This window comes from Rhodocyclus tenuis (assembly GCF_014197755.1).
In the GTDB taxonomy this organism is placed as follows: Bacteria; Pseudomonadota; Gammaproteobacteria; order Burkholderiales; family Rhodocyclaceae; genus Rhodocyclus; species Rhodocyclus tenuis.
Map to the genome: position 1 here is coordinate 235,036 of NZ_JACIGE010000001.1, position 15,034 is coordinate 250,069.

Consider the following 15,034-nt stretch of genomic DNA (forward strand, 5'->3'; position numbering starts at 1 on the left):
AGGCGAAGCTCAACTGCCCTCGCCGCCATCCTTGCGCTCGCGGGCGCCGATATAGACGGTCTTGTTGATTTCGGCATGTACCAGCCCCTTGGCGTCGCGGAATTCGACGCGGAAGTGACGATCGCAACGCCCGTCACGCCCAACCGCTTCGCGCACAGCAACGATGTCGTCCTCGCTGATGCGAAAGTCGGCGAACAGCTCACTGCGCCCCGGACGGCGATAGCGGATCGACGCCGCCTTGTCCCAGACGATGTAATCACGGCCGAGATTCATCGCCAGCAGCAGCGCGAAGATCGGATCGGTGGCCGAGTAGAGGCTGCCGCCAAAGGTGGTGCCGGCGCCGTTGCGCGTGCGCAGCGTCAAGGGCAGGCGGACGACGATATGGCGCAGGTCAGCCGAAACATGCAGCAACCGGCCACCGGTGGCGCGGTAAGCCGGAAACCAGTTGAGGCCGAGGCGGAATAGCGTGGGTCGCCAGGCGGCAGGGATGCGGTTCCAGAAACTGGGCAGCATGCGGCTCCTCGCGGCAGCCATGCTGGCCGCCGGGTGAATCGGAAAAACGGCGAGCGACGAAAAAACAGTGGCGACGCCCGCCTGCACGCCGCCACCGCCATTCTGCCTGAACGGACATCGCGCCGGAGCCCGTCACCCGGACGGGCCGGCGTGCGTCCTCAGTGAATCGCCTCGAAGATGCCGGCGGCGCCCATGCCGGTGCCGATGCACATCGTCACCATGCCGTAGCGCAGCTTTTCGCGCTGCAGCGCATGCACGACGGTCGCCGTGCGGATGGCGCCGGTGGCGCCGAGCGGGTGGCCGAGCGCGATGGCGCCGCCGAGCGGGTTCACCTTCGCCGGGTCGAGGCCGAGCGTGCGGATCACCGCCAGCGCCTGCGCGGCGAAGGCTTCGTTGAGCTCGATCCAGTCGACGTCGGCCAGGCTGATTCCCGCCTGCCTCAAGGCGCGCGGAATCGCTTCGATCGGGCCGATGCCCATGATTTCGGGCGGCACGCCGGCGACCGAATAGCCGGCAAAGCGCGCCAGCGGCTTCAGATTGAACTGCTTGAGGATCTTTTCGGAAACGACCAGCACGGCGCCCGATCCGTCGGACATCTGCGAGCTGTTGCCGGCGGTGACCGAACCGCGCGCCGAGAACACCGGCTTCAGCTTCGCCAGACGTTCGAGCGAACTGTCGGGACGCGGCCCCTCGTCGGTGTCGGCGACAAATTCGCTGACGCGCACCAGGCCGGTTTTCAGGTCAGGCAGATGGCTGACGACGGTGTAGGGCGAGATTTCGTCGCGGAACTTGCCGGCGGCGATGGCGGCAACGGCCTTCTGGTGCGAGGCGACGGCGAAGGCGTCCTGATCCTCGCGCGACACCTGCCAGCGCTGCGCGACCTTCTCGGCGGTGATGCCCATGCCGAAGGCGATGGCGGTGTTCTCGTCCTTCTCGAAGATGGCCGGATTGATGGCGATCTTGTTGCCCATCATCTGGCTCATCAGGCTCATCGTTTCGGTGCCGGCGGCGATGATCGCGTCGGCTTCGCCGAGGCGGATGCGCGCCGCGGCGTCGGCGACGGCCTGCACGCCCGACGAACAGAAGCGGTTGATGGTGATGCCGGGAACCGTATTCGGCAGCCCGGCAAGCAGCACGCCGATGCGCGCGACGTTCATTCCCTGCTCGGCTTCCGGCATGGCGCAGCCGACGATGACGTCGTCGAGCAAGGCCGGGTCGAAACCCGGCGCCTGCGCGATGACCGACTTCAGCGCGTGCGCCAGCATGTCGTCGGGGCGGACGTTGCCGAACATTCCCTTGCGCTTGCCGACCGGCAGACGCGTCGCGGCAACGATGTAGGCATCCTGAATCTGTTTGCTCATGGTGTCTTTTCTCCTTGGCTATCCGTTCGGGTCAGCCTTAGTTGCGCAGGGGCTTGCCGGTTTCCAGCATGTGCACGATGCGCTGCTGGGTCTTCTCGTTCTTCAGCAGCGCGACGAACTGCTGGCGCTCGACGGTAAGCAACCACTTCTCGTCAACCAGGCTGCCACCCTCGACGTCGCCGCCGCACAGCGCCGTTGCCGCCGCCTTGGCGACGACGTAGTCGTGCGCCGAAACCATGCCGCCTTCCTTCATGTTGGCGAGCATCATTTCGAGCGTGGCAATTCCCGGCCGGCCGGCGACGCGCACCTTGCGCGGCGACAATTTCGGCGCGTAACCGGCCTCGGCCAGCGTACGCGCTTCGCGCAGCGCGACGTAGAGCAGTTCGTCGGCGTTGAACAGCAGCGTGTCGGTGTCGAGAACGAAGCCGAGCTCACGCGCCTGCGCCCCGCTCTTCGACACCTTGGCCATGGCGATGGTCTGGAACACCGGCGCGATGAAGTCGAAGGGATCGGCGTTGGCCGTCTTCGGCGCCGCCGCTGCTGCGCGCAGCGCAAACTCCTTGCTGCCGCCACCGGCCGGAATCAGGCCGACGCCGGCCTCGACCAGACCGATGTACGACTCGAGCGCGACGACGCGGCGCGCGCAGTGCATCAGGAACTCACAACCACCGCCGAGCGCCATGCCCTGCACCGCGGCGACCACCGGCACCTTGGCGTACTTGAGCGACATCGACGCATCCTGGAAGGCGGCAACGTAAGTCTCGAGCAGATCGAACTGGCCGGCAGCGACGCTCTCGGCCACTTCCTTGAGGTTGGCGCCGACGGCAAAGGGCGCGTCGTGCCACAGCACCAGCCCCTTGAGGTTGGCTTCGGCGTAGCCGACCGCCTGCTGCAGGCCTTCGATGACGTCGCGGCCGAGCGCGTGCATCTTGCTGCGGAAGGAGACGATGCCGATGTCGGCGTCGACCGACGGCAGGCGCCACAGGCGCAGGCCGGCGTTCTCGAACAGGGTTTCGCCGGCGTGCGTGAACGGCAGCGCCGGTTCGCCAAAGACGCGCTCGGGGAAGAGCTGGCGCTGGTAAACCGGCAGCGTCGAGCGCGGACGCAGCGTGTTGGCCGAGGCGGAGTACGAACCCTCGGCGGCGTGAACGCCGGGTTTGTCACCATTCCGGCCGGCAACCCAGGCCGGCAGCGGCGCTGCCGTCAAGGCGCGACCAGCAGCGATGTCTTCGGCCACGGCATCGGCGATCGCCTGCCAGCCGGCCGCCTGCCAGGTTTCGAACGGACCCTGCGCCCAGCCGAAGCCCCAGCGCATGGCGAAGTCGACATCCCGTGCGTTGTCGGCGATGTCGGCGAGATGGAAGGCACAGTAGTGGAATACGTCGCGGAAGATCGCCCACAGGAACTGCGCCTGCGGATGTTCGCAGGCGCGCAGCGCGGCAAACTTCTCGGCCGGATTCCTGATCTTGAGGATGGCGAAGACTTCCGGCGCCACCGCCTTGTCGGCGGGCAGCGCGTCGCGGTAATCCTGCGCGGCGAGATCGAGCACCTTGATCGCGCGGCCGTCCTTGCGGAAGATGCCGCAGCGCGTCTTCTGGCCGAGCGCGCCCTTGCCGATCAGCGCCGTCAGCCACTTGGGCTGCGCGTAGTAGGCAGCCCACGGATCGTTCGGCAGCGTGTCCTGCATCGTCTTGATGACGTGCGCCATGGTGTCGAGACCGACCACGTCGGCAGTGCGGTAGGTGGCGCTCTTCGGCCGGCCGATCAGCGGGCCGGTCAGCGCGTCGACCTCGTCGAAGCCGAGGCCGAGACGCTGCGTGTGGTGCATCGCGGCGAGCATGGAGAAGACGCCGACGCGGTTGGCGACGAAGTTCGGCGTATCGAGCGCGCGCACCACGCCCTTGCCGAGACGCGACACCAGCCAGGACTCGAGGTCGTCGAGCAGCGTCGCTGCGGTTTCGCGCGTCGCGATCAGTTCGACCAGCCGCATGTAGCGCGGCGGATTGAAGAAGTGGATGCCGCAGAAGCGCGGGCGTAGCGACTCGGGCAGCGCCTCGGCCAGACGGTTGATCGACAGACCCGAGGTGTTCGAGGCGATGATCGCGTCAGGAGCGATATACGGCGCGATCTTGCGGTAGAGATCGTCCTTCCACTCCATTTTCTCGGCGATGGCCTCGATGATCAGGTCACAGCCACGCAGTTGTTCGAGGTGCTGGTCGTAGTTAGCGGCGTCGATGTAGAGCACGCGGTCGGCCGTGGCCAGCGGCGACGGCTCAAGCTTCTTCAGGCCGTCGATGGCCTTTTTGACGATTCCGTTCGGGTCGCCGTCCTTGGCGGCCAGGTCGAAAAGCACGACCGGCGTTTCGGCATTGGCCAGATGCGCCGCAATCTGCGCGCCCATGACACCGGCGCCCAGCACTGCGGCCTTGCGTACGATGAAATTGCTCAAGCTGTCCTCCTGATGGGTCGGATTGACGCCTTGCACTGCTTCCGCACGAACGCACACCGCCTCATCTGCCAGATCATGGGAGACCAAAGACGGGGAATGCGGACGCCTGGAGGAAAGGCAAGGTCGAAAACAGTTACGCCGGGAACGCCCCGGAGCGGAAATGCAGAAACACGGGGTAAAGCAATTTAAACGAACGTTTGAATTGTAGTACGAACCGAGCGCCGGTCAAGCGCCCGAACCGGACGCAAGACGAAAAAAAACGCCCCGGCAGAGCGGGGCGTTTCGTCCGGCGAAAAACCGGATCAGAAGGACAACGAGTACTGAATACCGACGAGGTCGGCGCTCGCCTCGTAAGTACCGGCGAGGAGGCCGCGCGCCGCAGTATCTTCGTCGTTGGCAACATTGGAATCCTTGACGAACAGGTGGCTGTAGCCAACGTCCAGAACCGAATCCTTGCTCAGCTTGTACTGCGCGCCGAGCGACAGCCAGGTGCGGTTGTTGTCCGGCAGCGAAGCGGTGCGGTACTTCGCACTATCTACCGGCGACTGGTCGTAGGCGACACCGAACTTCAGCTTCCACGCGTCGTTGTACTTGTAGTTGGCGCCAAGCGCGACACGCCACGTGTCACGGAACTTGGTGAGCATTTCGCTGGAACCGGTAGTACTTCCGGTAATCACCAACGACTGAATACTGCTCCAGCCGGTCCAAGATACGTCACCCAGCAACTCCCACCGATCGCTGAGTTGCTGTTGAGCACTCAGGATGAAGGTGTCTGGAAGTTCAACTGTCGCTTTGGCTGAACCATTCAAGGCCGCATTGAAAGGCGAGCCAAAAGTCTGATCGCCATCCGCTTTATGCTTGATCTTCGAGCGATAGGAAGCCCCGACGCGGGTGGACGGCGAAATTTGGAAAATCGCACCAGCATTCCAGCCCCAAGCATCCGAGTTCAACTCGTTAGAAACTCGCGCCGTAGTATACGGGGCGCCCCCTCCTGCACCCAGCCCCACTACAGCAGCCTTGTCGAAGGTGGCATCAATGCGCTGCCAGTTCACACCGAAGCCAAGCGACACGACTTCATTCGCTTTCCAGGCGATCGACGGATTGATGTTGTAGGTCTTGATATCAAACAGCGTCGAGTGGTAACGCCCCTTCCAGTCCTTGTCATAGTCGGTCTTCAGACCGAACGGTGCACCGAAGCCGATACCGGCGAACCAGCGGTCATTCAACTGCCACGACAGGTAGCCATTGGGCAGAAAGCCCCAGCCACCTGCGTCGCCGCCGTTGCCACCGGTCGCCGCACCGCCGCCCAGCGCGGTCGGATTCGTCGTGCCGGCATCCTTGAACTTGAAGCTCACGCCAATCGCCGAGACACCGGCCGAGAAGTTACGGCCAGGCAGGTAGGTCATGCCGGCCGGGTTGTAGTAAATCGTGCTGGCGTTTTCGGCGACGGCCGCCGAACCGGCATACGCATTGCCCATGCCGCTGGCGTTCTGCTCGATCAGCTGGAATCCCGCCGCCGAGGCGTAGCCCGAAAACAGGCCGAGCACCAGAGCGGGGATGAGTTTCATGCTTGTCCCGAATTTCATCGTTTTTCTCTCCTTAGAAGTGGTGGTCGTGGTGTTGTGCGTTCCCACGTGATTCAGGTGTAACAAAACTTCAACGGCGATTCTATCGGCTGACGCCGGCGAATCGCTTCTTATTATGGGTAATCGGGCAAGGCGCGCTTGGCGCCGTGTTGGTCCAGTGCAACATAGGTCAGCGTCGCTTCGGTCACTTTTACCGTTGTCGGGCTCGAGGGATGACGTTCGGCGTACACCTCGACGTTGACCGTGACCGAAGTACGGCCTCTGGCAACGACCTCAGCATAAAAGCTGACGACATCACCGACCGACACCGGCTGCTTGAAGAGGAAAGAATTCACCGCCACCGTCGCCACCCGCCCGCGCGCGCGCTGCATGGCGACGGTGGCGCCAGCGATGTCGACCTGTGCCATGATCCAGCCGCCGAAGACATCGCCGTGGTGATTGACGTCGGCTGGCAGCGGCATCACGCGCAAGGCCGGCTGACGGTCGGGAAGCGCGACGGGGATTTCAGGCATGCTGATCTTTCCGGTAGTTGAGCGGCCCACCGGTGAAGGGCGCGAAGCCGGTGCCGAAGATCACGCCGGCGTCGGCGAGATCGGCGTCGGCGACGATTCCCGCATCAACCAGTTGCTGCGTGCGCAGGAGAAGCGGCTCGACCAGACGCAGTGCCAGACCTTGCGGGACGGCACCCGGCGTTCCCTTGAACGCCTTGCCGTCGCGCCAGGTGTAGAAACCGCTGCCGCTCTTGCGTCCGAGACGGCCTGCGGCCACGCGCTCGGCCAGACAAGCCGGCGGCTCGCTCACGTCGGTAACGAGGCTGCGCCCGGCGGCGAGCGCGATGTCGAGGCCGACGGTGTCTGCCAGTTCGATCGGCCCCATCGGCATGCCGAAGGCGAGCATCGTTTCGTCGATGGTTTCCGGCGACAGCCCCTCGTCGACGCAGCGCATCGCTGCCTGCATATAGGGCGCGAGAACGGCGTTGACGAGAAAGCCCGGCGCGCTTTTCACCGGCAGCGGCAGGCGATCGATCTGGCGGACGAAGGCCGCGGCACGCGCCAGCATCGCCGGGTCGGCGCCCTCGGCGGCGACCACCTCGACCAGCGGCATCTTCGCCACCGGGTTGAAGAAGTGAATGCCGACCAGCCGTTCGGGACGCGCCAATACGTCGCGCAGATCTTCGAGACGCAGGCTGGAAGTGTTGGTGGCAAGCACCGCGTCGGGGCGCATCTGCGCATCGAGGCGGCGGAACAGCTCGCGCTTGACCTCGACATTCTCGACGATCGCCTCGATGACGATATCGGCGCGCGCGGCGCCGTGGCCGTCGACGTCCGGTATCAGCCGGTCGCGCGCAGCGCGCTGCAGCAGCGGGTCGCGCAGCCGGCGCCCGAACAGCGTGTTGGCGCGCTTGATCGCCGGCGCAATGCGTGCGATGTCCTGGTCGGCGAGCGTAACCGTCAGCCCGCGCAGCGCGCACCAGGCGGCGATATCGCCACCCATGACGCCGGCGCCGATCACGTGCACATGCTTCGCCACGGCGATGCCGTCGGCCTTGCCGAAGCTCTTCAGCCGCTCCTGCAGGTGATAGACGCGGACGAGGTTCCGCGCCGTCGGCGAACGCACGATGCCGTCGATCAGTTCCGGCGCGGCGAGCGCGTCGCCGTCGTGACGCGCCCACAGGTCGATGATCGCGTACGGCGCCGGGTAGTGCTCGGGGCGTGCGCGCGCAGCGACCTTCTTCTTCGCCTGCGCCGCGACGATGCCGCGCAACGGCCCGGAGAGCAGGCGCGTGACCAGCGGCAGCGGCTTGCGCGACTGGCCGGAGACGACCAGTTGGCGCGCGGCCTCGGCCATCACGCGCGGCGGCACGCAGGCGTCTGCCAGTCCGATCTTGTAGGCGCGACGCGCATCGACCGTCTTGCCGGCAAGCATCAGGTCGAGTGCCACCGGCCCGCCGACGCGCTGCGGCAGGCGGCGCATGCCGCCCCAGCCGGGGAAGATGCCGAGCATCACCTCGGGCAGGCCGAGGCGCGTGCCGGCTTCGTCGACCACCAGCAGGTAGCGGCAGGCGAGCGCCAGTTCGAGGCCACCACCAAGGCAATGGCCGCGCACCAGCGCCAGCGTCGGGTAGCGCACCGCCGCCAACCGGTTGAACAGCTGCCAGCCGCGCGCAACGAGCGCCTGCGCGTCCTCGGCGCTGGCCAGCACACCGAATTCGTCGATGTCGGCGCCGGCGATGAAGCCGGCGTCCTTGCCCGAGCAGATGATCAAGCCTTTGGGCGGCGACGCGTCGAACTGGTCGAGCAGCTGCGCCAGTTCGCCGAGCACGGCGGCCGACAGCGCGTTGGCCGAAGCACCGGCGCGGTCGAGCGTGGCGGTAGCCAGCCCGTCAGCGCTGCGTTCAAGGCGCCAATGCTGCAAGCTGGCATCGGCAGTTTCTGTCACGGCGCGAAGATCGCTGATCGTGTTCATGCGCAGCTCTCCACCAGCATCGCCCCTCCCTGCCCACCACCGATACAGATCGACGCGATGCCGCGACCGCCACCCGCGGCGCGCAGGGCGTGCGCCAGATGCAGGACGATGCGCGCGCCGGAAGCGCCAACCGGATGGCCGAGCGCGACGGCGCCGCCGTCAACGTTAAGACGTGACTCGTCGATGCAACCGAGCGCGCCTTCGGCAGCGAGCTGCTCGCGGCAGTAGTCGTCGGATTCCCAAGCTGCCAGACAGGCCAGCACCTGGGCGGCGAAGGCCTCGTTGATTTCCCAGCGGTCGATATCGGCAAGCGCCAGACCGTTGCGCTGCAGGATCGGCGTCACCGCGTGCACCGGACCAAGACCCATCTGCGCCGGATCGAGCCCCGCCCACTCGCTGTCGGTGATCTTCGCCAGCGGTTCGAGATTCCAGCGTGTCACCGCTTCGGCGGATGCGAGCAGCAGCCAAGCCGCGCCGTCGGTGATCTGCGAGCTGTTGCCGGCGGTGATACGACCGTACTTGCGATCAAAGAAAGGCTTCAGCGTGCCAAGCTTGTCGGCGTTGGAGTCGGCACGCACGCCGTCGTCGTCGGCATAGACGCGACCTTCGCTGTCGATCAGCGGCACGATCTCCTTGAAGCGGCCGGCCTGCTGCGCGGCGAGCGTGCGCTGGTGACTGCGCACCGAAAACTCGTCCATGGCCCGGCGCGACAGGTCGAACTTCCAGGCCAGGTTTTCGGCGGTCTGACCCATCATCAGGCCGACCACCGGGTCGGTCAGGCCCTTGAGGATGCCGATCACCGGCGCGAACAAGGCCTTCAGCGGCACGCGTGCGAACTGCTGGGCGCGCGCGCCGAGCGTCTTCGCCTGCGCCAGGCCACCGAACCAGCGCACCATCGACGGTGAGTAGAGCAAGGGCGCATGTGACAGGGCGTCGACGCCGCCGGCGAGCACCAGCTGCGAACGGCCGCTGCGGATGTTGGCGATGGCTGAATCGATCGCCTGCATGCCCGAGGCGCAGTTGCGCATCACCGTCCAGCCGGGAACGCGGTTGCCGCAGCCCATGCGCAAGGCGACGACGCGGCCGATATTGACCTCGTCGGGCGATGGGCTGGCGCAGCCGAGGATCACCTCGTCAAGATCGGTCGGCGCAAAAGGCTGGCGCAGCAGCAGGGCACGGCCGGCCTGCACGGCAAGATCGCTGGCGGCAAACGGCCCCGGCGCGTTGCGCGCCTTGAGGAAAGGCGTGCGCGCTCCATCGACGATGTAAATGGGTTCAAAAGCCACTGATCAGAATCCTTGGTTTATTCAGGCCGCTGCGCGCTGCAGTGGCGTGAGCGCGGATTCTGCCTGCTGCGCTTGACCGAAGTCCATCGGGAAGTCGTCGACGTGGACGACAACATCGCGCAGCGCGTCTCGCCGGCGCAGGACGGCGTGTTCGGCGGCGGTGACCAGCCCGGCGGCGAAGGCGGCTTCGGCGAGGTCGCGCACGTTGGCGTCGGGATTGTCGCGCAGCGCGCCGCCCTTCATCGCCGTGCGGATTTTGGCGTCGATCGGCTCGGCATCGATGGTCGCGCTCAGCGCCGCTTCCAGCGTGCCGACCGGTTCGTGCTCGTTCTGCGGCAGGTGCACCAGCGCGGTGAGGCGGTCGCGCGTTGCCGACGGCTCGATCATCGCCTTGGCGATGTCGCGGCCAAGACGGTCCGCCGGCGCCGTGCAGGCAGCGCCGAAGGGGAAGAGCACGCGACGCAGCAGTTTGCGCATCGCCGCACCGGGGAAGTTGGCGATGACGCCATCGAAGGCTTGCTGCGCCTTGAACAGCGAGTCCTGCACCGCCCAGTGCATGAACGGCGCGTCGGCCGCCTGCCGGCCCTCGTCCTCGTAGCGCTTGAGTGCGGCCGAGGCGAGGTAGAGCATGGCGAGGATGTCACCCAAGCGGGCCGACAGTTTCTCGCGCCGCTTCAAGGCACCACCGAGCGTCAGCATCGAGACGTCGGCGAGGAAGGCAAAAGCCGCCGAGAAGCGCGTCATCTGCTGGTAATAGCGGCGCGTTTCGGGAGCGACATTCGACGGTGCCGCAAAGACGCTGGCGCCGGTCAGGCCGCCGACGAAGGCGCGAGCGCCGTTGCCGATGACGAACTTCACATGCGCGAACAGTGCCTGATCGAAATCGACGAAACCTTGCGCGACATTCGGATTCTTTGCCGCGTGCATTTCGCGCAGCACGAAAGGATGGCAGCGGATCGCGCCCTGGCCGAAGAGGATGAGGCTGCGCGTCAGGATGTTGGCGCCTTCGACGGTGATGCCGATCGGGATCTGCTGGTAAGCGCGGCCGAGGAAGTTGGACGGGCCGAGGCAGATGCCCTTGCCACCGATGACGTCCATGCCGTCATTGACGATCTGGCGCGCGCGTTCGGTGACGTGGTACTTGGCAATCGCCGAAACGACCGAAGGCTTTTCGCCGAGGTCGATGGCACCGGCGGTCATGCGCCGGACGGCGTCGTTGAGCCAGGTGTTGCCGCCGATGCGGCCGAGCGCTTCCTCGACACCCTCGAAGCGGCCGATGGCCATCTTGAACTGGCTGCGCACGCGGGCGTAAGCACCGACGGTGCGCGCCGTCACCTGCGACATGCCGGTGTTCGACGACGGCAGCGAAATCGAGCGGCCGGCAGCCAGACACTCCATCAGCATGCGCCAGCCATGGCCGGCCATGGCCTGACCGCCGATGATGAAGTCGAGCGGCATGAAGACATCCTTGCCGCGCGTCGGGCCGTTCATGAACATCGCGTTGAGCGGGAACAGGCGGCGGCGCGTCTCGACGCCGGGTGTGTCCCAAGGCACCAGCGCGCAGGTGATGCCGATGTGCTTCTTGTCGCCGAGCAGGCCGTCCGGATCATAGAGGTGGAAAGCCAGTCCGAGGATGGTGCAGATCGGGCCGAGCGTGATGTAGCGCTTGTCCCAGGTGACGCGCATGCCGACGACTTCCTTGCCCTGCCACATGCCCTTGCAGACGATGCCGACGTCGGGAATCGACGCGGCGTCGGAGCCGGCCCACGGACTGGTCAGCGCGAAGGCCGGGATTTCAAGGCCCTTGGCCAGACGCGGCAGGTAGTGGTTCTTCTGTTCCTCGGTGCCGTAGTGCAGCAGCAATTCGGCAGGGCCGAGCGAGTTCGGCACCATCACCGACACCGCCAGCGCCGAGCTGCGTGTCGACAACCGCGTCACCACCTGCGAGTGGGCGAAGGCCGAAAACTCGAGGCCGCCGTAGCGCTTGGGAATGATCATGCCGAGGAAGCCCTTGTCCTTGATGTACTGCCAGGCTTCCGCAGACATGTCGTAGTCCTCGTGCGAGACCTTCCAGTCGTCGACGAGGCGGCAGGCTTCGTTGCACTCTTGATCGAGGAAGGACTGCTCCTCGGGCGTGAGCTTCGGTGCCGGATAGGCGTGCAGCTTCGCCCAGTCGGGATTGCCGCGGAACAGTTCGCCTTCCCACCAGACGGTACCGGCTTCGAGCGCGTCGCGCTCGGTCTCGGACATGCTCGGCAGCACCTTGCGATAGACACGGAAGATGCGGCCGGTAATCAGCGCCCGGCGTATTGCGGGAACACCGAGAACGAGGCCCAGCGCACAGGCAAGGACGAGGATGAGCGAAAGGATGACGGTCACGGGAATATCTCCGGTGGAGGGGTTCAGGCAGTCAGCACGGTGCGCGCGGGCGCGTCACCGGCAGCTTCGTCGCGCTGCGCGACAGCGTCGACAAATTGGGGAAGCGGCGCGCGCAAGCCGCCAAGCAGGAAAGGCATGACGCGCGCGGCCAAGCGGCGCGCCGCTTCGGCGTTCGTTGCACTGGCTTCATTCGGCTCGCAGCCGGCAACGATCTGCAGCATGTCGGTTCCGGCGAGCGCGTAGGACATCGAGCCGAGCATGAAGTGAAAGCGCCAGATGATTTCCTCCTTCGGCACGTCGGGCAGCGAGCGGAACAGCGCCCGCTTGTAGCGCGCGATGACCTCGGCGTACTCGCCGGCAAAGAAGGTGCGAATGAAATCGGCCGGATCGGTCAGCGTACGGCCGAGCAGGCGCAGGAAAACCATGCCGCCAAGCGCCGGATCCTCGCCCATACGCAGCAAGGTGCCGAAGAAGGCTTCGAGCACCTGCGAGGGTTTCAGCGCGGCGGCGCCCGCCTGCGCTTCGAGTTCGTCGAGGATCACCAGTCGCTCGCTGTTCAGCCAGGCGAGACGGCGGCGAAAGACCTCGCGCAGCAGCGCTTCCTTGGAACCGAAGTGGTAATTGATCGCGGCGAGATTGACCTCGGCTTCGCCGGTGATCATGCGCATCGAAGTCGCTTCGTAGCCGGCGGCCATGAACAGGCGCTCGGCAACGTCGAGGATGCGCTCACGCGTATCGAGGTTGTTTCTGGTATCGGTCATGGCATTCACAGCTCGGCTATTACCTTCCTGCTGCCTCGGTGGAAGCAGAAACCGGGGCAGGCAGGCGGCAAGAAGGCGGATTTACGATCAGGACATCGGCGTCATTACGTCGACGGACAGCGCTCTGATTCAAACGTTCGTTTTAATCCTAAGGATTCAAGACGTTTTCAGCAAGAAGTATTTTCATGTGTCTGCACGACGCGCCTTGAAAGCGCGTTCGTGATCAGTGCCGGCGACGAATTGCCTTGCCGGGAAAAGCACGATTTGAGCTTTCCTGCCTTCGCGCCGCATACTGCGCAGCACTTCGGCACATTTGCCGACGAAGAAAATCCTACGGACCCGCTTTGCCGATGCGTCACTCGTCTTCGCCCCGCCCCGCCAGCGACAAACCGCCGGAAGCCGCCAACCTCTGGCGCACGCTGCACAGCCTCGGCCCATATCTATGGTCCTACAAGGGACGCGTGCTGCTGGCACTGGCCTGCCTGGTCGGCGCCAAGCTGGCCAATGTCGCGGTGCCGCTGGTCTTCAAGGAGATGATCGACGGCCTGTCGCAGACGCAACTGACGCTGGCGCTGCCGGTGGCACTGCTGGCGCTCTACGGCACGCTACGCTTTTCGACCTCGCTGTTCACCGAGCTGCGCGAAATCCTGTTCGCGCGTGTCACGCAACGCGCCGTGCGCCGTATTGCGCTCGAGGTCTTCGGCCACCTGCACGCGCTGTCGCTGCGCTTCCATCTCGAACGACAGACCGGCGGCGTCTCGCGCGACATCGAGCGCGGCACGCGCGCCATCGCCAGCCTGATCAGCTACACGCTGTATTCGATCCTGCCGACGCTGGTCGAGATCGGGCTGGTGCTCGGCATCCTCTACGTCAAGTACGACGTCGGTTTCGTGCTGATCACCCTGCTCTCGCTCGGCGCTTACATCGTATTCACCGTGAACGTCAGCAACTGGCGCATGGACATCCGCCGCCGAGTGAACGACACCGACTCGGAAGCGAACACGCGCGCCGTCGACAGCCTGCTCAATTACGAGACGGTGAAGTACTTCAACAATGAGGACTTCGAAGCGCGCCGCTACGACGCGCAACTATCGCGCTGGGAGGACGCGGCGACGAAGAGCCAGGTGTCGCTGTCCTACCTCAACCTCGGCCAGCAGCTGATCATCGCCGGCGGCGTCACTGCGATCATGTGGCGCGCGGCAGCGGGCGTCGCCGACGGGCACATGTCGATCGGCGATCTGGTGCTGGTTAACGCCTTCCTCATCCAGCTGTACATGCCGCTGAACTTCCTCGGCGTCGTCTATCGCGAGATCCGCCAGGCGCTTGCCGACATCGAACGCATGTTCAAGCTGCTCGCCGTGCATCGCGAAATTGCCGACGCGGCCGACGCCGTCGAGTTGCCGGCGGGACCGGTCGAACTGCGTTTCGACGCGGTCGATTTCGCCTACGAACCGCGGCGGCAGATCCTGCAGGACGTCAGCTTTGTCGTTCCGGCCGGAAAGACGGTCGCCGTCGTCGGTCACTCGGGCGCCGGAAAATCGACGCTGGCGCGCTTGCTGTTCCGCTTCTACGACGTCAGCGGCGGCGGCGTGACGATGAACGGCTTCGACCTGCGCCAGCTGCGGCAAGCCAGCCTGCGCGCCGCGGTCGGCATCGTGCCGCAGGACACGGTACTGTTCAACGACACCATCTTCTACAACATCCAGTACGGTCGCCCCGACGCCACACGCGAGGAAGTGCTCGCTGCCGCCGAGGCGGCGCAGCTGTCGCGCTTCATCGCAGGACTGCCTGACGGTTTCGAGACGCGAGTCGGCGAACGTGGGTTGAAGCTCTCCGGCGGCGAGAAACAGCGCGTGGCAATCGCGCGCGCCCTGCTCAAGAATCCGGCGGTACTGATTTTCGACGAAGCCACCTCGGCGCTCGACTCACAGACCGAAAAGGCGATCCAGCAGAGTCTCGAGGACGCGGCGCGCGGACGCACGACGCTGATCATCGCGCACCGTCTGTCGACGGTGATGAACGCCGACGAGATCCTGGTCATGGACGGCGGCCGCATCATCGAAAGAGGCACGCACGCGGCGCTGCTTGCCGCCGATGGTCGTTACGCACATATGTGGGCACTGCAGCAGGAAGAAGCGGCCAGCACCGCCTCTGCGGACAGCCCGGCAAAAGACAGCCCGTTTCCGGGAAAAGCCTGAGCGCCGGGATGTCGGCCAGCGCCCACATGCAATAA

Annotated in this window: 10 protein-coding genes; 1 reads left to right on the forward strand and 9 read right to left on the reverse strand. The window is 65.5% G+C overall.

The features are described from left to right. Positions 1 to 9: 9 nt before the first annotated feature. From GGD90_RS01090 to GGD90_RS01130, 9 genes are all read right to left on the reverse strand, one after another. Positions 10 to 513: a DUF4442 domain-containing protein gene (locus GGD90_RS01090; RefSeq protein WP_153115127.1), complete on the reverse strand. Its 504-nt coding sequence runs from the start codon at positions 511 to 513 to the stop codon at positions 10 to 12. A gap of 158 nt (positions 514 to 671) precedes the next feature. Then, a complete protein-coding gene (locus tag GGD90_RS01095) occupies positions 672 to 1,874 on the reverse strand; it encodes an acetyl-CoA C-acyltransferase (protein WP_153115126.1) in 1,203 nt (400 codons plus the stop codon). 37 nt (positions 1,875 to 1,911) lie between these two features. Beyond that, positions 1,912 to 4,323: a 3-hydroxyacyl-CoA dehydrogenase/enoyl-CoA hydratase family protein gene (locus GGD90_RS01100; protein WP_153115125.1), complete on the reverse strand. Its 2,412-nt coding sequence runs from the start codon at positions 4,321 to 4,323 to the stop codon at positions 1,912 to 1,914. A gap of 302 nt (positions 4,324 to 4,625) precedes the next feature. Then, positions 4,626 to 5,891: an OmpP1/FadL family transporter gene (locus GGD90_RS01105; RefSeq protein WP_228273617.1), complete on the reverse strand. Its 1,266-nt coding sequence runs from the start codon at positions 5,889 to 5,891 to the stop codon at positions 4,626 to 4,628. Between the two features lie 131 nt (positions 5,892 to 6,022). Then, positions 6,023 to 6,421 (reverse strand): acyl-CoA thioesterase, encoded by a 399-nt coding sequence (locus GGD90_RS01110; protein WP_153115123.1) that lies wholly within the window; start codon positions 6,419 to 6,421, stop codon positions 6,023 to 6,025. After that, on the reverse strand, positions 6,414 to 8,375 hold the full coding sequence (locus tag GGD90_RS01115) for a 3-hydroxyacyl-CoA dehydrogenase NAD-binding domain-containing protein (protein WP_153115122.1): 1,962 nt from the start codon (positions 8,373 to 8,375) through the stop codon (positions 6,414 to 6,416). Before GGD90_RS01115 ends, GGD90_RS01110 begins: the two co-directional genes overlap by 8 nt. Then, positions 8,372 to 9,661: an acetyl-CoA C-acetyltransferase gene (locus GGD90_RS01120; RefSeq protein ID WP_153115121.1), complete on the reverse strand. Its 1,290-nt coding sequence runs from the start codon at positions 9,659 to 9,661 to the stop codon at positions 8,372 to 8,374. Before GGD90_RS01120 ends, GGD90_RS01115 begins: the two co-directional genes overlap by 4 nt. A 21-nt stretch (positions 9,662 to 9,682) precedes the next feature. Further along, a complete protein-coding gene (locus GGD90_RS01125) occupies positions 9,683 to 12,031 on the reverse strand; it encodes an acyl-CoA dehydrogenase (RefSeq protein WP_407690627.1) in 2,349 nt (782 codons plus the stop codon). Between the two features lie 32 nt (positions 12,032 to 12,063). After that, on the reverse strand, positions 12,064 to 12,801 hold the full coding sequence (locus GGD90_RS01130) for a TetR/AcrR family transcriptional regulator (RefSeq protein ID WP_153115119.1): 738 nt from the start codon (positions 12,799 to 12,801) through the stop codon (positions 12,064 to 12,066). A gap of 350 nt (positions 12,802 to 13,151) precedes the next feature. On the opposite strand from GGD90_RS01130, the gene GGD90_RS01135 reads away from it, so the two are divergent. Further along, positions 13,152 to 14,999, forward strand: a complete 1,848-nt coding sequence (locus tag GGD90_RS01135; protein ID WP_153115118.1) for an ABCB family ABC transporter ATP-binding protein/permease — start codon at positions 13,152 to 13,154, stop codon at positions 14,997 to 14,999. The last annotated feature ends 35 nt before the right edge of the window (positions 15,000 to 15,034 follow it).

Bases quoted from the DNA above. Each gene is read 5' to 3' on its own strand.
- GGD90_RS01095 (WP_153115126.1), bottom strand. From the start codon at position 1,874: ATGAGCAAACAGATTCAGGATGCCTACATCGTTGCCGCGACGCGTCTG.
- GGD90_RS01115 (WP_153115122.1), bottom strand. From the start codon at position 8,375: ATGAACACGATCAGCGATCTTCGCGCCGTGACAGAAACTGCCGATGCC.
- GGD90_RS01135 (WP_153115118.1), top strand. From the start codon at position 13,152: ATGCGTCACTCGTCTTCGCCCCGCCCCGCCAGCGACAAACCGCCGGAA.
- GGD90_RS01090 (WP_153115127.1), bottom strand. From the start codon at position 513: ATGCTGCCCAGTTTCTGGAACCGCATCCCTGCCGCCTGGCGACCCACG.
- GGD90_RS01130 (WP_153115119.1), bottom strand. From the start codon at position 12,801: ATGACCGATACCAGAAACAACCTCGATACGCGTGAGCGCATCCTCGAC.
- GGD90_RS01110 (WP_153115123.1), bottom strand. From the start codon at position 6,421: ATGCCTGAAATCCCCGTCGCGCTTCCCGACCGTCAGCCGGCCTTGCGC.
- GGD90_RS01105 (WP_228273617.1), bottom strand. From the start codon at position 5,891: ATGAAACTCATCCCCGCTCTGGTGCTCGGCCTGTTTTCGGGCTACGCC.